Annotated in this window: 17 protein-coding genes; 6 read left to right on the top strand and 11 right to left on the bottom strand. The window is 41.8% G+C overall.

Going from position 1 to position 22,504, the window contains the following annotated elements; translation table 11 throughout:
• Positions 1-101 precede the first annotated feature (101 nt).
• On the bottom strand, positions 102-1,136 hold the full coding sequence (locus GJU87_RS09465) for a nucleotidyl transferase AbiEii/AbiGii toxin family protein (RefSeq protein ID WP_153639295.1): 1,035 nt from the start codon (positions 1,134-1,136) through the stop codon (positions 102-104).
• A 21-nt stretch (positions 1,137-1,157) separates the two neighbouring features.
• Complete coding sequence (locus tag GJU87_RS09460; protein ID WP_153639294.1) at positions 1,158-1,754, bottom strand: DUF6088 family protein; 597 nt, start codon at positions 1,752-1,754, stop codon at positions 1,158-1,160.
• 412 nt (positions 1,755-2,166) lie between these two features.
• On the opposite strand from GJU87_RS09460, the gene GJU87_RS09455 reads away from it, so the two are divergent.
• The gene (locus tag GJU87_RS09455; protein ID WP_153639293.1) at positions 2,167-2,949 is read left to right on the top strand and encodes a hypothetical protein; all 783 of its coding nucleotides are present in this window, start codon (positions 2,167-2,169) and stop codon (positions 2,947-2,949) included.
• Positions 2,946-3,488, top strand: coding sequence for a hypothetical protein (locus tag GJU87_RS09450; protein ID WP_153639292.1), 543 nt, complete (start codon positions 2,946-2,948; stop codon positions 3,486-3,488). The genes GJU87_RS09455 and GJU87_RS09450 overlap by 4 nt, the downstream gene beginning before the upstream one ends.
• A gap of 198 nt (positions 3,489-3,686) precedes the next feature.
• Here the strand turns inward: GJU87_RS09450 and hxsC are convergent, their stop codons facing one another.
• From hxsC to GJU87_RS09430, 4 genes are read right to left on the bottom strand one after another with little or no spacing between them, the layout of a single operon-like run.
• Positions 3,687-4,805: a His-Xaa-Ser system radical SAM maturase HxsC gene (gene hxsC / locus GJU87_RS09445; protein WP_153639291.1), complete on the bottom strand. Its 1,119-nt coding sequence runs from the start codon at positions 4,803-4,805 to the stop codon at positions 3,687-3,689.
• Between the two features lie 6 nt (positions 4,806-4,811).
• Positions 4,812-6,221, bottom strand: coding sequence for a His-Xaa-Ser system radical SAM maturase HxsB (gene hxsB, locus GJU87_RS09440; RefSeq protein WP_228491935.1), 1,410 nt, complete (start codon positions 6,219-6,221; stop codon positions 4,812-4,814).
• On the bottom strand, positions 6,218-6,544 hold the full coding sequence (gene hxsD, locus GJU87_RS09435; RefSeq protein WP_153639289.1) for a His-Xaa-Ser system protein HxsD: 327 nt from the start codon (positions 6,542-6,544) through the stop codon (positions 6,218-6,220). The genes hxsB and hxsD overlap by 4 nt, the downstream gene beginning before the upstream one ends.
• Positions 6,545-6,547: 3 nt before the next feature.
• Positions 6,548-7,213, bottom strand: a complete 666-nt coding sequence (locus GJU87_RS09430; RefSeq protein ID WP_153639288.1) for a peptidoglycan-binding protein — start codon at positions 7,211-7,213, stop codon at positions 6,548-6,550.
• Between the two features lie 472 nt (positions 7,214-7,685).
• Between GJU87_RS09430 and GJU87_RS09425 the strand changes: the two genes are divergently transcribed.
• Positions 7,686-11,000: a DEAD/DEAH box helicase gene (locus GJU87_RS09425; protein WP_228491934.1), complete on the top strand. Its 3,315-nt coding sequence runs from the start codon at positions 7,686-7,688 to the stop codon at positions 10,998-11,000.
• Between the two features lie 130 nt (positions 11,001-11,130).
• Here the strand turns inward: GJU87_RS09425 and GJU87_RS09420 are convergent, their stop codons facing one another.
• The 5 genes from GJU87_RS09420 to GJU87_RS09400 all read right to left on the bottom strand — a co-directional run bounded on the left by GJU87_RS09420 (position 11,131) and on the right by GJU87_RS09400 (position 14,997).
• On the bottom strand, positions 11,131-11,784 hold the full coding sequence (locus GJU87_RS09420; RefSeq protein WP_153639287.1) for a hypothetical protein: 654 nt from the start codon (positions 11,782-11,784) through the stop codon (positions 11,131-11,133).
• A complete protein-coding gene (locus GJU87_RS09415) occupies positions 11,781-13,784 on the bottom strand; it encodes a DEAD/DEAH box helicase (protein ID WP_153639286.1) in 2,004 nt (667 codons plus the stop codon). Before GJU87_RS09415 ends, GJU87_RS09420 begins: the two co-directional genes overlap by 4 nt.
• A 92-nt stretch (positions 13,785-13,876) precedes the next feature.
• The gene (locus tag GJU87_RS09410) at positions 13,877-14,287 is read right to left on the bottom strand and encodes a helix-turn-helix domain-containing protein (RefSeq protein WP_153639285.1); all 411 of its coding nucleotides are present in this window, start codon (positions 14,285-14,287) and stop codon (positions 13,877-13,879) included.
• Between the two features lie 70 nt (positions 14,288-14,357).
• Positions 14,358-14,669, bottom strand: coding sequence for a helix-turn-helix domain-containing protein (locus GJU87_RS09405; protein ID WP_153639284.1), 312 nt, complete (start codon positions 14,667-14,669; stop codon positions 14,358-14,360).
• Positions 14,644-14,997: a type II toxin-antitoxin system RelE/ParE family toxin gene (locus GJU87_RS09400; RefSeq protein ID WP_153639283.1), complete on the bottom strand. Its 354-nt coding sequence runs from the start codon at positions 14,995-14,997 to the stop codon at positions 14,644-14,646. Before GJU87_RS09400 ends, GJU87_RS09405 begins: the two co-directional genes overlap by 26 nt.
• 1,944 nt (positions 14,998-16,941) lie before the next feature.
• Here GJU87_RS09400 and GJU87_RS09395 point away from each other — a divergent pair.
• The 3 genes from GJU87_RS09395 to GJU87_RS09385 all read left to right on the top strand — a co-directional run bounded on the left by GJU87_RS09395 (position 16,942) and on the right by GJU87_RS09385 (position 22,174).
• A complete protein-coding gene (locus tag GJU87_RS09395; RefSeq protein ID WP_153639282.1) occupies positions 16,942-19,953 on the top strand; it encodes a SusC/RagA family TonB-linked outer membrane protein in 3,012 nt (1,003 codons plus the stop codon).
• 11 nt (positions 19,954-19,964) lie between these two features.
• A complete protein-coding gene (locus tag GJU87_RS09390) occupies positions 19,965-21,593 on the top strand; it encodes a RagB/SusD family nutrient uptake outer membrane protein (RefSeq protein WP_153639281.1) in 1,629 nt (542 codons plus the stop codon).
• 422 nt (positions 21,594-22,015) lie between these two features.
• A complete protein-coding gene (locus GJU87_RS09385; protein ID WP_153639280.1) occupies positions 22,016-22,174 on the top strand; it encodes a hypothetical protein in 159 nt (52 codons plus the stop codon).
• The last annotated feature ends 330 nt before the right edge of the window (positions 22,175-22,504 follow it).

Raw genomic sequence — 22,504 nt, 5'->3', positions numbered from 1 at the left:
TGTGATAAAAGTAATTCGATGAGTGAGTTTGAACCTGTTAATTCTGTTTAGTTCTCTTTGCATGGAACGAAATATAATTTCCGGTGTATGACTCCGGCTTACTAATTAGGTTCCGGGAATTTGACCTTCATTTTCCATGGCAGTTGATTGATTCTGTTTTTGGTAAAATCTTCGATCTCATTAATCATTGCTGTAAAGGCGGGAGAATCGCCATAAATCATTTGTTCCTGCATCGTTTTATAATCTTCCTCCCATGCACTCATAAACTTCGGGATCGGGACCGGATTAAGTGTTTGCGGCTGGTGGAGATTGTAATTGATGCCACCTATTCTTGTATGCAGGTACCTGTGTCTTACAATGGTTTCATAAAGTTCTTTGTTATTGATGGCTTCCAAAGCAAATTCACTTTGTATAATCTGGTACACATCGTATAAATGGCGGCTTAATCGTTCGACCCGGATTCTGTCATGCGGCCTGTGGAATTCCTCATGCAACAAAAAGAGTTTTTCAAGAAAAGTTCTTTCGGGAATAGCCGTAGGAATTTGAATGGGAACTTCGGCAAATTCCGAACCACGATAATGATGGTCCAGCAGCGAATCAAAAGCCTGGGTTTTATTTGGCTCCTTCAATGAACTACAGCTGATTTCGAGTAATATTCTCGGTTGTATATATCCCGGATAATCGATGACATTTGGGTAGTAAATTTCCACCTGGGCCGGGTCGGCGTCACTTGCCTCCGGTTTAATATACTGTAACGTTATATCTGTCAATCCATTTTCTGTAAACCGGGTTTTCAGGTCGTGAATGAATTCGTCTGAAATATACTGTCCGGTTTTCTTTCTTAACATCTTTACCCCGCTTCTTGTCAACCCGCCATCAAATCCTAAATAAGTTCTGTCAAATGCCAGATCGATATCTTCAGAGAACCGTTCAATTAGCCCCCAGGCTTTGCTTAATGAGGTGCCACCTTTAAAAATCAGATAACTGCCAACCGGCATGCTGAAAACGGTTGACAATGTTTGCACGACCCACCAGTCTTTTTCTACTGCATATGGAGCCATGCCAGTCTCTTCGGCAATTTGCGTATAGGCCCTTATTTTAGTCTGTTTAGGTATGTTGTACCAGGTAGTACTCATTCGGTTTTCTGTTTGGTCATATTATAAGGCTTGTCGCATAATTGTTCGTATCCATTCGGGCGCTAAACGAATATCGTGTTCTAAGCGATATTTATCTTCGTTTTTGAGATGTGTCAATACGATTTGTTTCTCTTCTTCAGTTATATTGTCTTTGCCTATTTCTTTGAGGGCTTGTATAACCAGGCTGCTAATCGGGCCAATGGCAGACAAATTTTTTGGGCTCGACTTCTTAAATATAATTTTGCGCTTTCCCAATACAATTTTCCGGGCAGCGCCATCTGTCAGGTAAACTACGTTCATAGGAACTTGTGTCGATAGCCCTAATGCATTTAAGGCTAAGATGCCTGTTGGGACAATGCGTGCCCTATCTCGTTTGGCGATGGCTTTGGCAATTGTTTCAGTACCGGGTTTTACCGGGCCCAAAACAGGATCTTTTTCCAACCGGGCATAAATGCCATGCGCAACACGCGAAATTTCTTCTTTCTTAACAAGACGTTCCAATGCTTTTGCAACGGTTCTGGTGCTACCAAAACGCAAAAAGTCTTCGATGAAAAAAAGCGAACCCCTCCTCGCTTTTTTTATTTTTGTTAATATCTGTATTTCAGTGTTTGTTGGCATGTTCTTGTGTGATATCTGTCGTAAATTTAGTAAATATTTACGACATTTCTGGAGAGTAAATTAGGGCAAAGGCAGAAGCGTAAGTTGCTAACGTCTTTCAATAGAGACATCACTCCAGAGAGATAAAGTTCCCGCCGCCGAGAGATACGCTTCTCAAACCAGGGAGAACTAAAATGCATTTTTACTGCAGAAAACAGTGTACTACAATTTTTTCCCAGGATACGCATTTCAAATATTTTGTTAACTTAGTGAGCATTAACGACCAACTAAATGAAGATGAAACAAATTACCAGGCTAAAGCAACTCATATAAAGGTTTTTTTCCATGCTAGTATGGGCTGTAAATAACACCTTTTTTATCACGATATAAGAAAAATAAACGTATTGCATTTTCAACTACATTATAGCCAATTATGAAAAAGATGATAACATATATTCTTTTCTCTTTTCTTGTTTTAAATGTAATGGGACAAGAAATTGAATTCTTATCAATTGAGGAGGATATTTGTAAACCACTTTTATTTAGTAATGACATAGTTTTCAGTTATCGTACTAAATCATGTGGCTACATAAGTGCTTATTTAAAAAGTACAAATTATGACTTTGTCTTATTTACAAATAAAAAAGAATATTTTGGAGAAGGTAAAATTCATATTTCGCCAAATGATTTGACAAGATGGATTCGAAAAAGCAGTTTATATAATACCAGATTATTATTAACTCATACTTCATGTAGAAACAATAGAAACACAGAAAACTCAACCCCATTAAATATAAAAGTTAATGCACCATATGGAACATCACTTTTGGAATATCCACAAAAACCAAATTTGTTAAATACAAATTTAAAAATAAGGATAAAAAAAGTTAATCCTGCATCATACCTGTATTTTACTATTGGGATTGGATTGTGCATTGGGAGTATAGCTTATGCAGTTGAAAATAAAATATTTGAAACAGATGATGATAATATTGCTGTCAATACAGGATTACTTCTTGGGGGAGGAATCGGTCTTATATCTTTAGGAGGAAGTTCATATTACAAATACAGATATATACCAGACGTACAGCAAAATGATTTAAATGAAAGAAGAAATAGATACCTTATATCAGAATGGGAAATGCAATATAAACAAGTTGAAAGACAAAATAAATTAATAAAAAATACATTTACGATAAGAATATTACTCAAATGAATGAAACTTGGTTCAATATCGCTGAAGCTGCTGTTTCCCCAAGCAATATTTTGGGGACATTTCTAATTACATTAATTTCTTCTGCTATCATTGGTGGTATTTTCTATAGATCTATTAGAAAAGCAACAAGGGATGCTGTGCTTGGATTCTTAATATCTGAGATTATTCTTCTTTTCATTCTTTTTTCTGTAAAGGATGAAGTCAAATCCGAGAGATTAAAATTCATAAATGAATCGATGCTTAGTATTGACCCCAATTCTTTTAAATGTGAATATACAGACGTTTATATTTCAAATTGGAAAACCGGCATGAAATGCATTTTAAAATGCCCCAAGGAAATAGGATACTATATTAAAACTTGTGAAATGCTTGAAAAGGAGAATGATATAGAATCAGCAGCAACGTTAATTGAGCTGGGAATGGACTTTATCAAAATATCACCACCGCCAACACAACTTTGTGAAAAATTACAACGGTATTACGATAAATTACCAGATAGGCCAAAATTAAATAAAGATTGTATAAAAATTCACTATTAAATAACTGGTTATAACACGTGGTATTAGGCATGGCTGGGTTTGGCCCTATTCGACACGGTTGAATCTTGTGTCTGCCTCAGTTTTGATCGGACAATCAGACTCTCGTTTGACCGCGACGCCATCATACCACTACCGTTATATGCACAAATGTTAGCATTTAAGCGCCTACTGAAGAATTAACGATGTCAATAGAATTTCCTAAAGAATTTTCAATACCGGTTCAACCTTCACATTGGTTTTTGCAGAAGTGCTGAAAACACCTCCACAATTCTCCTTGACGAGGCATTGGTTACACTCATCAGCGTAATGTCTTTTCCAGTCGGAAATGCTGTTGGCGGCAAACGGCCATAGGCGAGGGGACAGGTTGCAGAGAGGGACATTGTAAATGCTCACCGGAATGTTCCAGTTGGAAAGGAATTCCACGCTTTCTTCCATCTCTTGCATTGTTAGGGAATAATCAATGGTTAGTTGATTCCAGTTGTGCAATGCATTGCCGATGCCTTCCAGGCCCATAAAAGCAACGTGTGAAACAAAAGGCAGGTTCTTGTATATGTACGACGATAATTGCTTCAATCGTCCAACCGTCGTTGCATTGAGTAGTACCCTGATTTCGATTTTGGCTTCGGTGGTGGCCAGGTTGTACAAACCGTTCATGGTTCGGTAAAAACCTCCTTTAAAATTAACCATCCGGTCGTGGTCGTCCGGGAAATCGGAGTACAACGGCACACCAAACAAATAACGTTTGTCTACCAATTCTTTCAGTGATTCAAAATAGCGCTCATTCCCCAGAAGTATACCGTTAGTCAGCACCTGAACATTTGTTTGAGGAAGCTTTTCATTCAAGAGCTGGAGTGTATGAAAGAAATATTTCTCTGCCAGTAACGGCTCACCACCGGTAATACCTATTGATTCACAGCTGTCATCGAGGCATTCGATGATTTGTTGGTTAATCCAAAAAAAGTAATCGAAATCACGGCTTTTGACCGGTGGTTGCGGACATGATATACAGTTGCAGTTACAGTTTTCTGTAATGAATAGAGCATTGTCGTTTCGGCCCTTGCTGTGGTGTATTTCAACACGACCGGCTTTGTTCACCCGCACCACATCGCCTGTCCGGAATTCAGGTAATGTTCGTTGCTTAATTTGTACCTGGTGGTGATATTCCGTTATCGTCTCCCCGGAATGCACGCAAACCTTGCCATCGTACAACGGATTTTCCAAAATGGCGCAATTTCCTTCCTTGTCAATGCTGGTTACTTTGCCTACGAATTCATCATAGGGCAGGGAAATATCTGTTCCGGTGAAGACTCTTTCCATAATAGTTTAGTTTGCTAGCCATGATTGAAATATCCGGTAATTCTCCGGGTCGAGTGTTTTCTCGATGAGGTACTTAATCAGGGTTTTGTTCTTATGGCAAAACTCCGATTCCGGACGGTATCCTTCCATGTCACCGGTTTTCAGGTAATTTCTTACCGGGTCTGCACCACAATATACCTGGTAGGCACAGTCAGAGCATCTGGCCAGCGATTCATTCGACCAGTGTTTGGCTATCTCGGCGACTTTAGGCCCCGAGATAATCTTTTTGAGTCCATCGTTTACATGACCAATTCTGAAGAAGTGGTCGCCTTTCTCCACCATCATACGGGCCTCGTCGGAAACATATACATAGCCGTCGTAATTGTAAACCAACACGCTGTTGATGATTCCGGCCGGCGATTGCAAATCGACAAAACCGGTACTGAAGGGTGTCAGAATTTTCCGAAGTAGTATTGCGGCATAATCTTCAATAAAGACTTCACCGGCCCGATTGAGTTCAAGGATGTACTCAAAACCTTCCTTATATAAGCGAATGAAGTCGTCGGTGCTGTAATCGGCTATATGGTTGTTTACAGCATACCCAAAAGGATTGATTTCCCGGAAAAAGATGTTTCGGAATCCCTGTTTCCTGTATTCATCAATAATTTCTTTCGGGTGTGGTAGCGAATGAATGGTTGTTGTCATCAAAGCCGAAACGTTTTCCTCACCCAAAATCGATTTTGATAGGTTAATGCCCTTGATGACTTCCCGGTAGCTGGCATCGGTATGGAACTTTCGGTTCCGGTTGTGAATAGCTCCCGGACCATCCAGTGAGGTGGAAAGCAACACATGATGTTGTTTCATGTATTCCAATTTCACTTCATTCATCCCGATGGCATTGGAGCAAATGACAAAGGAGATGTTCTTTTGGTGTTGCTTATTCAGCAATTCGGCGTATTCAATGGCCGATTTTACCTTGTCGAATGCCAATAGCGGTTCGCCTCCCTGGAACTCAATAGTGATATGCTGGGACGGAGATTCAAAAATCATCTCCACCGATTTTTTTACATCCTCCCAACTGATATCACAGGTATTTTTGGTTGAATTGATACTGCTGACCTGGCAATAGGTACAAGCCTGATTACAGTTCAGGGTAACGACGATAATGTGCAAGGCCGTGAATTCTTCCAGGAAAGATTTCTTGGTTCTGTAGCGTGTAGCCAGGATATCCATATCAGCCGGATACTTGCTTTCCGAGATAAAATGATTTGAAACGAGGTCTTTAATCAGCGATTCATCCGTTAATTCCCGGTATACAATTTTCTCAGCTGTTCCTTGTTCAGTAATCAGGAAATCGCCAAACAGGTTAACGAGTATCTCTTTATCGTTGAATTGGTCGAAATGAAACGGCAGAAGATGATAATCGGTTGTTTTCACAATTCGGAAGTTAAAAGCTCATCAAAATTGATTTCCTCATTGGAGAAATGAAAGAATGCCTTCATGATAATCAAATCCCTGACGTTTTTTGTTTCGGAGAGAACCACCGAACGGGTTTTGTAATCGACCAACGATTGGCGAAATTTTGCTTCCGTTGAACGTAGTTCGTCTTCTGTGAATAGCTCTCCATTTCGTTTGGTGAGTTTCACTTCATAAATTCCGTTATGGTGAGTCACTTCCGAAATGAAATCTTTCCCCAGCCAGTACAATGCTTTATGAAGGACTACTTCGTCATAGACTGAAGCATCTATTTGAATAATCATGACTTATTTCTTTAGTGCTTTAACGGTTTTCGGGCCGACTATTCCATCTTTGGGCAATCCATAGTCACCCTGGAATTCACGAACAGCCTTAATTAAGACACCTTCGTATTTCAATTCGCCTGTGGGCGTTGTATCACCTTCGATGGTGATGTATCCCTTCTTTTTCAGAATGATAACCAGTTCAGTGACATCGTGTCCTTCAAAATTGGGTTCAATGGTTCGATCTCCGAGCGAATAGTGAGGATGAGATAATGTAATTCCACTGGTCCCTGACACGTTTGAGGAACTACTTCCTCTGATAATTGGTGTATAGTTGTATTTGTAAACCGTTTTGGTAGAGTAGGAATTACCGGTGCTGTAAGATGAAGAGCTTGAACCGGAACTTGACGGAGAGGAGTAGGAGCTGGAATAGTGGGAGCGGTGTGAGGCGTGGGACGCATGTGACCGGTGACTGTAATGTCCCGAAAAATCCCAGCTGCTTCCATCAGAAGATGGTTTTAATAACAGCATAGGAGACTTACTCCGGGTTGTTGTGGCATTGGCGAGTATATCCGATTCATTTATGTTATCAGGTTGCGTGTTGTTCGGCGTAGCCGTTTTAGTGGTTACCAAGGGCGAAACAACCGCTAAGAACACATTGCGCAGTGCTTTGATGTAGTTTGTATTCATGACCTTTTGGTTAGGTTGTGAGACTTCATAATTCTGTCGTCTGCCGTGAGACGAAACTCGTAACAGTTTTTGGTTCCCTAAAATAACGATTTTGACTTGCTCTTTAGTATATTGTGATGATTTTATGATGATTAGTTGTGAACAGTCAAATGTTTATACTCATCAATCAAAATACCAAGAGGTTAGATGTTTTAAGTCCTACATTAACAGTAACCTGACAATTTCTTGTCACGAAATGTTACTAATATATCATTTTGATAATTATTACTAAATTAATAGTCAGAAATAAACGAACTAGCTGATGATATAATAGAACCAATGCAGAGCATTTATGATCGTATTCCAAGAATAGTTCAATGGATATCCAAAAATTATAAGGCATAATTTAAGGATCTGGTGAATACAATTTTTGAATGCTCATTTTATGTGGGTTGGAGCTTAGTCTTGATTCAATTAATTAAACATTTTAGCTATGAGTATGAACCTCCTTTTTCAAGAACAACAGGTTGATTTGGATTTCGATCAGTCTTTTAATCAATCACTGTATAAGAATAAGTTAATTTACCACATTGGTAAGGAGAGGGGAGTTCTGCATAAGTACGATCACCGTGATTACAAAGGGTATGAGTTTGTTTCCATAAGCGGATGCAAATACTTCCTTTCAACATTAAAAAGTAAATATCCGGACAATTATGATGCTGTTTTCTTTGTAGATGTAGAGAAGTATCCAAGACTTACTTTGGATGTATTATCTACCTGTGAAAAGAAGATTCTAAAAGCCAAATTTCCCGAACCATCACAAGTGCAGACTTCATGGGACGAAGTTTTTAGCTACAAAAAAGAAGATGTTAATACACTGGGCGAAGCAATTAAAGGACTACGTCCACCACAAATAGGTGCATTACATGCTGTTCAGGCTCATTGGAGTATTTCTAAAAGTGCTGCAATTGTAGTTATGCCAACAGGTACAGGCAAAACCGAGACTATGCTTTGTCTTACAATTGCTGAAAAATTAAATAAAGTTTTGGTAATTGTTCCTTCTGATTCTTTGAGAACTCAAATATCAGACAAATTCAGCAAACTTGGGATATTGAAAGATGATGATTTTAAAATTGTATCAAAAGACGCTTTGAATCCGGTAGTTGGAATTTTGTCTTCAGCTTTTAAGGATTTAAATCAGGCACAGAAATTTTATCGGAAGTGTAATATCTTAATTGCAACTAACTCAGTACTCACTAAATGCAAAAAGAATGATCCGCAAATTTTTGATTTTATCACGAATACCTCGAACTGTTTGTTTGTTGATGAGGCACATCATTGTGAGGCGACTACCTGGGACAATATAGCATTGAAGTTTGTCCATCAAAGGAAACCTGTTTTAAAATTTACAGCTACACCTTTTAGAAATGATAAGAAAAGGCTTAAGGGAACAACCATCTATAACTATCCATTGTCATTGGCACAACGAGACGGTTCTTTTAAAGAGATAAACTTTGTCCCGGTGATTGAATTCAATGACAAAAAAGTACATCAATTAATCGCAACCAGAGCCGTAGATCAGTTAAAGAAAGACATTCAAGAGAAATACGATCACGTATTAATGGCAAGAGTTGATGATATTAAAAAAGCTGAAGAGGTATTTGAAATTTACAAGCAGTACTATGAATTTAATCCGGTCTTGATACATAGTAAAACCGAAAAGAAAGATGAAATACTGGAAAGAATCAAATCAGGGCAGCACAAAATAATTGTTTGTGTTAACATGCTTGGCGAAGGTTTTGACTTACCTGAGCTAAAAATTTGTGCTTTACATGTCATACACAAAAACATTACAACATCAATACAATTCTTTGGTCGATTTACCCGAAGCTCAAATAAGAATGTTGGTACTGCAACCATAATTGCCAATATTGGAGACAATAAACTAAAAGATAATCTGCTTAAAAAGTTATATGCAAAAGATGCAGACTGGAACAGAATTTTAAGAATATCAAACGAAGGAAATGTTGAAGACTTAAATAAGGAAGAAACATTCTTCCAAAAATTCATCGAAAATGAAATCCCATATAAAATTCCACTGCGCAATATTACTCCTGCATTAAGCACTGTTGTATATCAGGTTAATTACACTAGTCCATCATGGAGACCGGAAAGACACAAAGAATTTTTTGAAAAGAAAAAATCTCAATCAGTATTCGCTCTGCACGAAGAAAAGAACCTTCTAGTAATAATCAGTCGAAGTCAGACATCTGTAAAATGGGGAATTATTGACGACTTAATCAATAACATTTATGACTTATTTATTGTATATTTTAATCCCGCACAAAAATTATTATTTATAAACAGTTCCAATAACAGTAGTCTTTACGAAGAGCTGGCAAAACGAATAATTGGTGAGCAGATAAATCTTATCAATGAAGCTGATATTTATAAATCACTTCATGAGGTTGAGCAATTGGAATTATTTAATCTGGGTGTAAAACCCATTTCGGAAGAGTCAATAAGTTATACGCAACTTTTCGGTAGAAATGTGGGCGAAGCTCTAGATGATATTACACGTAAAACAAAATCAAGCGCAAACCTTTTTGGGAAAGGATTCTCTGATGGGGAGAGAATGACGATTGGATGCTCCTCAAAAGGTCGAGTTTGGTCCAGAATGATTAAAACAATACCTGAATTTTGTGATTGGTGTGACGGTATTGGACAAAAATTAATCAACTCAGATATTAATGTTGAAAATATATTTCAGTTCATTGCAAAACCTTTAAGAGTACCACCATTCCCAAAGGAAGCAAAGCCAATTTCTATTATGTGGAATGATGAAATGTTCTATAGTGATTCTGATTTTTATATCAATGGACATTCTTTTCATAACTATAAAATCAATCTTGATGTTGATAAATCCCAAAGCAATGAACTATACTTTTCAATCTCTGACTCATTAGGTTTGTCTTCCGAATACAAGTTGGTTTTAGAGGAAAATAAAAGGACAAAGGGATATTATTACAACAAGATAGCTGGATACGATTTGACCTTTTCATTTGGCAGAAATGAAAGTTTAAGCGTTCAAGACTTTTTTGGTGATTTTCCACCAATTATTCGATTTGCCGATTCTTCGAAAATGTACAACGATATTTTCTTTGAATTTAAATATCAAAATGAAGCATTTAACATCGAACGAATTGTTACTAAAGATTGGATTGCAATGGGTGTTGATATTACCAAAGAGTCACAATTCAACAAGTCAAAAACAGTTTTACGGGAAGATTCAATCCAGTATCGGATGATTAAGGAGTTAGAAAATGATGAGGACTACAAAATAATTTTTGACGATGACGATAAGGACGAGGTAAGTGATATTATTGGCATCAAATATTTTGAGAATAGTTATTCAAAAATAATTTTCGATCTATATCATTGTAAATTTTCAAAGAAGGATACGCCGGGAGCGAGGATTGATGATTTATATACTGTCTGTGGTCAAGCACAACGTAGCTTCCATTGGAAGCACAAAATAGAGAATCTGGTTCATCATATTCAAGAACGGGAAAATCATAGAATAAATAAAGACAAACCAACTCGTTTTTCCAAAGGTGGTTATGATGAGTTGTTCATAGTCCAAAAAATGGTTGAATCAGGAATGTGCAATATTCAATTCAATATTTTTATTGTTCAGCCGGGGGTATCCAAGATGAAGATTTCTGAAGAGCAGTTAAAGTTATTAGGAGCAACAGATATGTTACTTAAAAATACTGGAAATGAATTCAGTGTAATTATTAGTGAATAAGATTAAAATTGGAGAACAATACACTAAAACAGCAAAGTGAGATTAGAAAAATAAAAAGCCGTTAGAGAAGATTTTTTCTTCGTCTATTTTGATTATTATATTTTAATGACACGGGAAAGTGTTGATTGTTTTATTCTCTCAAGTATTTACAATCTGTTTTTGTATTTAATAAATCGATAAGTTGTTCCTCTGCAGACTCTGAGTGTAGACCAAGTTTAAATGTTGCGTTGCTTGAGTAAAATACATCAAAATGATTTAATGGATGTTTATGTTCTTCTCCCTTTTCCTTTGCCTCTTGATAGCTCTTTTCGTCTCTATCATAACGTATGTATCCATCTTCGTTTAAAAGTAATTCTCTAAGGAATATCCAAAAATTATCATCAAATTCATTCTCATAATCATAAATTGGTTCAATAAAGTCGAGACTGCACTTGTCTTTGAAAGAGTCGCAACTGATAGTTGAAATAGTATTGGAGATTAGTTGAGAATCAACTTCTAGATTATTTTGAAACGAAAAATGTAATGTTCCCTCAATTTCACTGACTAAAAAAGGGAAAACAATTGAATAATGCTTTCCCTCCTTAAAGAAAAATAATCTACTCATCCTATCTACTAATAAAACCAATTTACCTGTAATATTTGTTTTTGCAATAGTAGGATTCGCAAGCATATATCTTGTCGCCTCCATCAGAATATCTATAACTTGCAACTTAGTTTTTACTCTTTCTTCAGGAAAGAAGAGTTTTTGAGCAGATAAACTTAGATCGAATTCATATCTTTTCATTTACAATAAAACTCTTTATTTGCATTGATAAACTTTATCGTTTTGTCTTTGTCAAATTTTTCTATTTCAGCTTGGAGTAATGCTTTTTCGAGCTTTTCCCTACAACTGGTTTTAATCTTTAACTCTCTAAAAATGAGATTTAAGAATTCCTTATAAGACATACTGGATTCACTGTGCAGAGTAATTAACGTCTTTCTTATTTCTTCTTTTTCCTCACCGGTCGGTTCAATAGTCTTTATGTACCTTTTTTCGTTTATTGTTTCTAAACCTTCTTGTTGGAATTTAAGTCCATGATTATTCTCGACAAGGAGGTAGGACTGAATAAATGATCTTGTAAGCATTGTGTATAATATATTCCTATATCTATAACTATCCTTGATATATGCAGTAACACAAATCACAAAGGGAAACTCCAAGCCTTTCACATTATTAGGATTTGTTATGTATAACGAGTTTTCTTCTTTTGTCTTTGATTCATAAGCTCTATTCACCTTCCAGCCTAATTGTTCATTAATGCTGTAACATAAGGAATCGATATATTCATAAATTCTCCTGTTATCATCTAGAATGATGATGGCAATATCGCTTGGAGAAACGGTGGGGTTTTCGCTTTGTATATTTTTAAGAATACGTAATATATGTGTAGTGTGAGTCGAACCTTGACCTTCAATGATCATACTTTGTGTGTTTGATAAGTCTAAATCCTCAAACCTTCTTATTGGCTCACGAGATAGGTGTAACTCTCTTCCCTTATGTCTGGTCATATTATAACCTATTGCTTCCCAGTATTTATCTTCAAACCAATTCAATTTTTTTTCTTCAAAAAGCCCCATGCCAATCGCATGGGCAAACATAAGCGTTCTTGGATCTGTCCTATAGCACCTATTTAAGATGACATCTACTTCTAGTTCTGTGTCTTTTGTATTTTCAAAAATATCTTGAAAAATATCTCCAGCGACATATACCTTTTCTCTTGCAATTTTCTCACATAATTCAAAAAATACTTTTGGAAAATCTTGCCTCTCATCAATCAGGATGTAATCAAATGCAAACTCAAACTCATCTTCTTCAATTTGATTTATATGCTCGAATACTTGGTTGAAGATTCTTTCGTAATCAGTAATTGGGCTATATCTAAGAAAAGGGACATTGTAAAAATGACATAAATAGCTGTATAGGCCTGAATTCTTATCTTTTTGTGTACCCCAGGCTCTGTCAACCCATAATCTTGAATTCCATTCTATTTGTTTTTCGACTTTCATGAAATTGAAAAAGGAGGGAATTCTTTCTTTTAAGGTGTTGGCTAATGCAATGTTGTGACAAGTAAAAAATATTTTAGAATTGTCATCTGATATATAAAGTTCTTTTAGTTTATGTAGTAATAATTCTGTTTTTCCCGTTCCAGACAGACCTTGTATTGCGACTGTTTTATTGTGAAAATCTTTATAAATAAATCTTGTTTGATCTCCATCAAACAAGATGATGTTCCTTTTTACCTTTTCAAGAAGAGTTGCTGGAACTTCAGCACCAATTTTTTCTATGTCATTTATGCTTCCAATCAATAATGAGATCAATAGTTCGCATTTTCTTTGTAAGTCATTACTTAATTTGTGCTTCTCAAATAAATCATCAACATCAAATTCAGTATTAATTACTTCTTTAGCTGTTATTTCCCTTTTCCAATCTCGTGGCCTACCAATATGTTCTTTATAATTATACTTATCAGAAATAGAATTCAAATCCTCAACAAAATCTTCATAGAAGATCTCAAAATCTTTTCCATTATTTGACAAGTCAAGAAATATTATTTTATGCTTAGGAGAGAGTATTACAATGACATCTTTCTCATATTGGTAATGATACTTTTCTCCCAAAGGTGCAGTTAAAAGGTAAATTTGCTGATGGCGATTTTCTTCTGCGTATTTTGCGATTTCATTAATAACCTGTCTGTTAATGTCGTTTTCTTCAATGTGATTATAAAACAAGCTGTTATTGTTCATTCTTATTAGTTTAATTTTAGTGCACCAGTTTGATATCTTTATGAGCGACAGTTGTTTGTAAACACCATTAATAATATGGTTTCTTCTCGAATTTATTTTTTGCCGACCAGCTCCAATAACTGGTCAATCTTGTCTTTTAAGTATTTGATTTCCTCTTTTAGGGTTGCAATTTCACCATCTTTCGCAGCAAATAGTTTCTCTAACGTTTCTTTTTCAATTCCGTAGTTATAGATATTACCAGTGCCAAAGCCTGAACCACTACCTGCCTCTTTAACTTCCTGATGTATAAAGATGCCGTCTTGTCTTATTAGTTCTTCCATTGGCGTTTCTAATATTTCTGCAATTTGAGCCAATCGTTCCAGATCGAGTTTGGTTTCGCCGTTTTCCAGGTTTTGGTAAGTCCGGATGTTCATGCTCAGCTTGTCGGCCATATCCTGTTGGCGCAAGCCTTTCAGTTCGCGGTGCTTTTTGATGTTGTAGCGGGCAGTATCCATAATATCCATAGCAGTCAGAATTTTGTGTTCAGTAATGACTTATTTAATTTTCTACTGTTTTCAGCCAGTGTCCGGGTAATTATATTTTTATCGAAAGGTCGAGGTGTCCTCCCAGCCCTTGCTCGATAATTCTCCGTAATGTCGAGAGCCGGACATCTTTCACATCATTTTCTACTTTCGATATATATCCCTTGTTGGTACCGGCTCTCTCTGCCAGTTGTTCCTGCGTAAGTCCTTTCTCGAGCCTAATTTGCCGGATAAGAACTCCCAGTTTGAATTCTTCGAAACCGCGTTCAAACTTCTCTCTTTTTTCCGTTCCTTTTTTGCCGTATTGTTCATCGACAAACTGGTCGAGTGACTTCATGCTACTTTTTTCCTCTTTCTTTTTCATACTCGGCTTTTATCCTTAATGCTCTCTCTATTTCCTTTCTCGGCGTCTTTCTTGTTTTCTTCTGAAATCCATGAAAGAGCACAATGAGTTGTCCTTCATCAAAACAACAGAATATACGGAAGATATTGCTTCCCTGTTTTACCCTTATTTCATAAAGTCCGTCTGTATCTTCCAGGTACTTTAAATAATCTTCCGGAACTTGCTGGATCGTTTCGATCAGTTTTAATGTCCAGAGAATTTTCTCCTTTACCTTGCGTCGCTGTTTTTCATAAAAATCAGTAAAATAATCTTTGAATAAGAAGACCGACCTTACTTTGGGACTTTCCATAACTTCAACTACAAATTAATAAAAAGTTGTCCAATAAAGCAACATTTGTTTTAATCAACTAAGGAGGTTAACTCTGAATCGTGGTTATATCGGCACTGCGATCAAATCTCCTTATCTTTTTCTGTATTGGCTTATTGGCTCTGTTTGCATTCTATTTGATTGATTTCATATGATTGACCATCCATTATGTATACGACCGGGTCTGTTTTTGAAATGATAAGCCATTCTGAACTACCCGTAGCAGTACGTAAGGAATTCTTACATACTGATTCCTCATATAACCTCTTTTTATCATTTGTTCCGTGTATGACGATTTTTCCCTGGTTCATGTAATGGTTTAGTTGTTAGTTGATACGAAGAAAAGTTTCGTATCGCACGAATCAAACGTGTTAGCTACTTCGCTGATTAACAGGTATTGTCTTGTTATCTTTGAAAAATTAAAATTAGTAAATGTTATTATAAGAATGAAGGAAAAACCACACCGGATGCAAAATTTCCGGTTTGGGAAATAAAACATAACTTTGCGAAAGCTAACATAGATTGTTAAGGCATTCGCACTTGGTGTCTCAAACCGAAAACTGGTAATTTTCAATAGGAGAGACGATAAGTGAAAATGCCCGCGTCATATCTTCACGGTATTGGCGTGGGCCTGCTTATCTCCTATGGGTATACCAGTACCTCGGTTTGGTAAGTCAGGTTCCACGCCTTTTCTTTTGGCCTTACCCGTACTTACCGTTTTCCGGAATGCTGCCTGCCGCAGCATCTTCCCGCAACGAGACACGAATGAGTTGTAAAACCATAAATGAATCGTGTCATGAACCCTTTTTATCTTAATCATACTTTTATTAGGAAACCGCCACCTGCAAGGCGGTCAGTTCAACTCAAAGCCCGCCTGCCGGGGCGCTGGCTCCGGCAGGTTCTTGGGGCGGCTTTTTTGCCCCACCTAACCTCCCCAAGTCGGGGAGGGACAGCTTCGTTCAGAGTCTCAGCAAAAAAAGAGAGCATTTACTCCTTGAGGTAGCAGAATGGTAAGGCAAAATATTTGAACATCTGCGATGAATAATATCACCGGCCCAAAGTCTCCCCGGGTGGGAGCTCCGAGGCTTCGGAGAGAGGGGCAAAAAGGAAACCACTGTCAGGGTTTGCAACCACTGACAGGGTGAATGAAATTAAATTAAATACACCAAACCATGAATCCTGTAAACCAAGCATATATCCAACCCAATCGGCCGCCCCCGCCAGGGCGGTGACTTCAGAATTCAGATTGCCTGCCGGTGTGTTGCTCCTCCGGCAGGCCCTACCTGGAAAGCTGTTGGTACACGAAACCTGTCAGGTTTTTGGAATCCTGACAGGTTGAAACAATCACCCCTAAATCCCCTAAAGGGGACTTTGGGCCGCTGTTTCAAACATGGTTACTGTTGACTTGGTACTTCCGGTTTGTCAAACAGCTGAAAAATATCACTGCCCTAACGCCTCGCTACGAACTTCAAGTCCCCTTTAGGGGAGACAGGGGTGGTAAATGGGTAAACTATGTCCTTTTGCTAAACAATTCAATAACCGAATCATCCAAACTAAACAACCATGTTCCTAATCAATCATCAACTAACCAATCCAGAGCGATGGCCACCTGTAACCGGGTGGCCGTAGTCAGCCCGCCTGCCGGGATTTCGGTTCCGGCAGGCTTTTTTTCACCCCTATCCCGAAGTATCGGGACCCTGAAGGGGACTTTGGGCCGCTGTTTCAAACAGAATTACCGTTGACTTGGTGCTTCCGGTTTGTCAAAACAGCTGAAAAATATCACTGCCTAATGCGCACTACGAACTTCAAGTCCCCTGGGTCCCGAAGATTCGGGATAGGGGTGGCAATTGAGAAAACCACTGTCAGGGTTTACAACCACTGACAGGGTGGAAGAAACACCAACTATTCAAACATAAAACCAAACGAATGAAAAAGAAAAGAAAATTACACGCCTTGTTATGGCGAACCGTCCTGCTGGTGCTGTTTTTCCCGGCAGCCGGTTTTAGCCCGTTGCCGGCCTTGGCGCAGGAGAATAACCTAAGCGGGGTACTGGGCATCATCAGCCGGGAAGGGTACCGGAGTATCACCGGTACGGTAACCGATACCCAGGGGCAGTCCCTGCCCGGCGTGAGTATCCAAATAAAAAATACGGCCATCGGGACCATCACTGATGCCGAAGGGAATTACCGCTTCGCTCATGTCCCTGAGAATAGCGTATTGGTCTTCTCGTTTATTGGGATGCAGAAACAGGAGATTCCTGTGAAGGGAAAAACCGTTGTGAATGTCGCCATGCGCGAAGGCACGGTCGACCTCGAAGAGATTGTGGCCGTGGGGTACGGTACCATGAAGCGGTCGGATATCGCCACCGCCATCACCTCTCTGAAACCGGCTGAGTTCAACCGGGCTGGAAACCGCGATGTGCGCTCGCTGCTCGAAGGCAAGATTGCCGGCCTGACCGTTACCCGGACCGGCGGCAGTTCACCCACCGAGGGCGTGGCCATCCAGCTGCGGGGCGTTGTTTCGGTGAACGGAAGCCGGTCGCCACTGGTGGTCATCGACGGGATTCCGGGCGGCAATGTCGATCTGCTGCGGCCCGAAGACATCGAATCGATAGAGGTGCTGAAGGACGGTTCGGCTGCTGCCATCTACGGTTCGAGCGCCAATGCAGGCGTCATCCTGATCACTACCAAAAAGGGAACACAGGGCGCGACCCGGGTGGAGTACGCTACGTTTGTTACGCGGTACTATCAAAAGAACACCCCCGATTTCCTGGATGCCGGCCAGTTCCGGGCAGCCATGGCCGGCCTGGGGTACGATGAATCGGCCTACGACCGGGGCGGCAACACCGACATGTACAACGCCATCATCGACGACGAGAACCTGTCGCAAAGCCATAACCTGTCGGTTTCGGGCGGAAATAACAATACCGTGTACCGGGCATCGGTGTATTACAACAACCTGAACGGCATTGCGCTGGACAACGAGCGGGAACAGTACGGCGCCAGGATGTCGCTGCAGACAAAGGGGTTTGGCGATATGCTGACTTTCCAGTCGAACCTGGCCACTAACTACAACAACATGAATATGCTGGGTAACGAAGGATGGGAAGCGGCCGCCAGGGCCAACCCGACCAACCCGATGTACAACCCCGATGGCACCTTTTACGAAGACATGGCGTCGGACGAGAATAAATATGCCCGGTTGCACCAGCAGAAGTACAAACGCCTGCAGGAAACCACTTCGCTGGACGCCAAAGTCATCCTCGAACCGCTGACCGATCTGAAACTCTCGGCTTTCGTCAGTATCCAACGCGACAACTATAATAATAATGTATACTACGACAAGGCTTCCCGGGTGTCGGTCAACAGTTTCAACGGCGACGGGTACGCTTACAAAAGCTCGTATGTGAACACCCAACAGGCTTTCGAACCAACGGTTGAATACACCACTGTGCTGTCCGACTGGCACAAGTTGAACGCCGTCGGCGGGTACAGTTACCGTTACCGGGTGGAAGAAAGCTTCGATGCCTCCAACAAAGGGTTCCTGAACGATGCCAGCCAGGAGAACGACCTGGGCGCGGGGAGTTACCTGGTGGACGGAAAAGCCGGCATGGGCAGCTACAAGGGAGACGAAACACTGGTTGCCTTTTTCGGACGTATCAATTATGTGTTCGCCGACCGCTATGTGGCGCAGGTTTCCTACCGCCGGGAGGGTTCATCCAAGTTCGGGGCCAATAACAAATGGGGAAATTTCCCGGCCGCGTCGGTTGCCTGGAACGTGACCAACGAAGAGTTTATGAAGAATGTGCCGGTGCTGTCGAACCTGAAACTGCGGCTGGGGTATGGCGTTACCGGGAATTCGGGCATCGGTCCCTACCAGTCGCTGGCCACCATCGGTACCGGTGGTTATTACCTGAGCGACGACGGCTCGTGGATACAGACGTACGGGCCCAGCCGGAACCCCAATGCCAACCTGAAATGGGAAACCAAGAAGGAGTGGAACCTGGGCGTCGATGCCGGGGTGTTGAATAACCGGGTGACCGCCGCGGTCGACCTGTACAAACGGAAGACGGACGATTTGCTGATGACCGGGGTCACTTCGGCCATCCCGGCCAACATCCACTCTACTTATACCACCAACATCGGGGTTATTTCCAGTAAGGGGATAGAGGTGACACTCAATACCATTCCGGTTTCCGGGAAAGATTTCACCTGGAAAGCCGACCTGGCGGGGAGCCACACCTTCTCGAACACCCTCGACAAGTTCTCGAGCAATGCAGCCGACTACATCGAGTTTGGCGGCATTGGCGGGTACGGTGCCCTGGGGAATGCCGTGCGCCTGTATGAAGGATCGGACGTGGGCGATTTCTACGGGAAACGTTTTGCCGGCTTCGACGAAAGCGGCGAGTGGCTGTTCCGGAACAAGGAAGGAGAGAAAGTGAGCGGAGGGGAAATCACCGAAGAGGATAAAACGGTGATTGGAAACGGAATGCCGAAGTATTACCTCTCTTTCTCCAACTACTTTACCTACAAAAACTTTGACCTGTCGGTTTCCTTCATGGGAAAATTCGGGTTCGACATCCTGAACCGGCAGAAGCTGGCCTATGGGAACCTGAAAACGCTGGCTTCGGGGTATAATGTACTGACCGAAGCGGTCGAATCGGGCTTCAATGCCTCTTACCAGTATTCCGATTACTACCTGGAGAACGGGAGCTACGTAAAGCTCGACAACATCACGCTCGGGTATTCTTTCCGGGGCCATCGCCCCAACGTTCCGTCGCTGAGAGTGTATGCGACGGCAAGGGACCTGTTTACCATCACCGGGTACTCCGGTGAAACGCCCGAGCTGAACGATACGGGCCTGTCACCCGGTATGGCCGCCTATGTCGGTACCCCGGTTACCCGGAGTTTCACACTCGGTTTAAATGTTCAATTTTAATCAGTAACCAGATGAAGAGAAATAACCTGTTCATATGGTTGGTGCTGGGGCTGCTGGCCGCGTGTACCAACCTGGATGAAACCGTATACAGCGACCTGACCACGACCAACTTTTATACCACCCGCGATGAAGTAATGTCGGCGGTTCTGCGTCCCTACACCCACAGCCGGGCGGTATTTGCCTGCCAGTCGCGGGAAAACTGCTGGCGGTTAAACGAGTTTTCGGCCGACCAGCTGGCCTGGCCCCAAAAAGGCATCCACGGATACGATGATGCCAAATGGATACAGTTTCATTACCACACCTGGGACTATACCCATTCCTCGCTGAAAGATTGCTGGAACCTGATTTTCCAGGGGCTGGGCTATTGCAACAGCGGCATCGAAGGGTTGGAGGCCCGCGAGGCGGAAGCCATGGGGATAACCGAAAACGAAAAGGCGGCCTTCGTCGCCGAGCTGCGGGCCAACCGGGCTTATTATTACCTGGGGGCCATCAACACCTTTGGCAATGTGCCCATTGTGACCAAAGTGGCCGAGCCGGAATACCCGGCAACGAACACCCGGCAGGAAGTATTCGATTTTATTGAAACGGAAATGCTGGCGGTTATCGATGACCTTCCGGAGATGACCAGTGCCAATTCCGGCCGTTTCACCCAAATTGCCGGCTACGCGGTTCTGGCCGATTTGTACCTGAATGCGGAAGTGTGGACCGGTACGCCCCGTTGGGATGACTGCATCACCTGGTGCAACAAGATACTGGCCGGGGAAGGAGGCGCCCAGCATGGAACACTGGAGCTGGACAACGACCTGCTGACCCCTTTCTGTAACCAGAATACAGAAAAGTCGAAAGAGAACATCCTGGTGTTGTCGTATGACTACCAGGCGTCGGACAACCGGTGCAACTGGGCCAGCGACTTTTACCATTTCGCCCAGAAATACATCAATGGGGGAGACCGGAACGGGAACAACGGTGTGGTAGTCATCCCGTCGGCTTACGATGCTTTTGACGACCATGACCTGAGGAAACAGGAGTGGATGCTGATAGGCACCCAGTATAGCTATGATGACCCGGCAACCCCCGTGAACGGGACGGTTGAATATGCCGGGGAGCCCCTGGTGTTCGTTAACAACATCCGGCTGAATAAGTCGGGCGGAACGGAATCGAGCATGATTACCGGCGAAGAGAACAGCGGTGCCCGGTTCAACAAGTACCGTCCGGGCGCTTACGAGGACGAACACTATTGGAGCAACGACTGGGTACTGTACCGGTTGACGGAGTTTTATTTCATGAAAGCCGAAGCGTTGATGCGTAGGAACAACGGGGTGGCCACAGCAGAGGCGGTGGAACTGATCAACAAGGTACGCCAGCGGGCATTTACCGCGGAAGACTGGGCCACGGGTGATTATGCCTATACGCCCACGACCCTGACCCTGGATGAGCTGCTGGCCGAGAAAGGGCGTGAGTTTATTTTCGAAGGAAAACGGCGGACCGATTTGATTCGGTTTGGCAAGTTCCTGACCGGGACCTGGTGGGACCACGAACCCACCAACAGTAAGCATCTGGAATTGTATCCCATTCCGTTTGCCCAGTTGTCGGTGAACCCGAACCTGGTTCAGAATGAGGGTTACCAGGTGGCCAACTAAGGAACATCTGATTAAAAATAGTGCAAGGGGCCGCGAACCCCTGGCAGCAGGGAAGCGCAAGCCGGTTCGCTTTTGGGACTTGTAATGGAGGTGGCTTGTCAAGGGGTTCGGCTTTTTTGGGGAAAAGCCGGCCTCTGCTTCCCGTTTGCTGCAGATTGGTGGTAGCATTTAAAAAGGAGAAAACAGAAAGTGGGGACAGGAGGGATGATAGGCCGTTCGGCTTATTTGGACAAGTAGTAGTGAAGCTTGAATGGCAGGGGGCCGTTCCCCGAGGTTGGAGCGGTCCCCGTTTCTCCTTGCCAACAACCATCCTCATAACAACATCAACGGAATTGCCCGTAGGGCATCTGGTATTGTAGCCAGGGTATTGCATCCCACGCCATTACACCGTAGGTGTTATTCAATACAACTCATTGAACCGGATGGAAGAAAGTATATCCCCTACGGGGAAAACGCCCCGGCTCAATGACCCGATGCTACAATACAATAACCGCTACGCGGTATTCGGCTTCTACATGATGGAGACCATTGGCAAAAACCACGGAATAATTGAGTGCCATCCAATCGGGGTGGTGGCGTAACATCTGGCAGCACTCTGAAGGAGTTCAAGCTCCATAGCCCGGGGGCAGAAACCGTTAGGTCTGACCACCCCGGATTGGAAAGTACGCCCAGAGCGGTCGCGTGATGACGTGGATTGAAAAAGAGAATGTTATTTCGACCGCAATGGCGATGCCGTTATCCTCCTCCAGCGGAAGACACGTAGCGAGGTGCGGCATTTTTAAACAAATGTATTGGTTCTTTTCGGTAAGAATACGGGAGCACCATTCTGCACTAAACCACTTAATCCTGCTGTTGGTTGGCGAACTTTCCCCCTTTGGAGGGGGAATTAAAGGGGGAGGAAGTTTTCGACC

The sequence above is a fragment of the Prolixibacter sp. NT017 genome, assembly GCF_009617875.1.
In the GTDB taxonomy this organism is placed as follows: Bacteria; Bacteroidota; Bacteroidia; order Bacteroidales; family Prolixibacteraceae; genus Prolixibacter.
Note: the sequence above shows the minus strand (reverse complement) of the source record. Positions and strands in the feature narration are given on the sequence as shown.

Bases quoted from the DNA above. Each gene is read 5' to 3' on its own strand.
- GJU87_RS09455 (WP_153639293.1), top strand. From the start codon at position 2,167: ATGAAAAAGATGATAACATATATTCTTTTCTCTTTTCTTGTTTTAAAT.
- GJU87_RS09390 (WP_153639281.1), top strand. From the start codon at position 19,965: ATGAAGAGAAATAACCTGTTCATATGGTTGGTGCTGGGGCTGCTGGCC.
- GJU87_RS09385 (WP_153639280.1), top strand. From the start codon at position 22,016: ATGGAAGAAAGTATATCCCCTACGGGGAAAACGCCCCGGCTCAATGAC.
- GJU87_RS09460 (WP_153639294.1), bottom strand. From the start codon at position 1,754: ATGCCAACAAACACTGAAATACAGATATTAACAAAAATAAAAAAAGCG.
- GJU87_RS09405 (WP_153639284.1), bottom strand. From the start codon at position 14,669: ATGAAAAAGAAAGAGGAAAAAAGTAGCATGAAGTCACTCGACCAGTTT.
- GJU87_RS09395 (WP_153639282.1), top strand. From the start codon at position 16,942: ATGAAAAAGAAAAGAAAATTACACGCCTTGTTATGGCGAACCGTCCTG.
- GJU87_RS09430 (WP_153639288.1), bottom strand. From the start codon at position 7,213: ATGAATACAAACTACATCAAAGCACTGCGCAATGTGTTCTTAGCGGTT.
- GJU87_RS09415 (WP_153639286.1), bottom strand. From the start codon at position 13,784: ATGAACAATAACAGCTTGTTTTATAATCACATTGAAGAAAACGACATT.
- GJU87_RS09410 (WP_153639285.1), bottom strand. From the start codon at position 14,287: ATGGATATTATGGATACTGCCCGCTACAACATCAAAAAGCACCGCGAA.
- GJU87_RS09420 (WP_153639287.1), bottom strand. From the start codon at position 11,784: ATGAAAAGATATGAATTCGATCTAAGTTTATCTGCTCAAAAACTCTTC.
- hxsC (WP_153639291.1), bottom strand. From the start codon at position 4,805: ATGGAAAGAGTCTTCACCGGAACAGATATTTCCCTGCCCTATGATGAA.
- GJU87_RS09425 (WP_228491934.1), top strand. From the start codon at position 7,686: ATGAGTATGAACCTCCTTTTTCAAGAACAACAGGTTGATTTGGATTTC.
- hxsD (WP_153639289.1), bottom strand. From the start codon at position 6,544: ATGATTATTCAAATAGATGCTTCAGTCTATGACGAAGTAGTCCTTCAT.
- GJU87_RS09465 (WP_153639295.1), bottom strand. From the start codon at position 1,136: ATGAGTACTACCTGGTACAACATACCTAAACAGACTAAAATAAGGGCC.
- GJU87_RS09450 (WP_153639292.1), top strand. From the start codon at position 2,946: ATGAATGAAACTTGGTTCAATATCGCTGAAGCTGCTGTTTCCCCAAGC.
- GJU87_RS09400 (WP_153639283.1), bottom strand. From the start codon at position 14,997: ATGGAAAGTCCCAAAGTAAGGTCGGTCTTCTTATTCAAAGATTATTTT.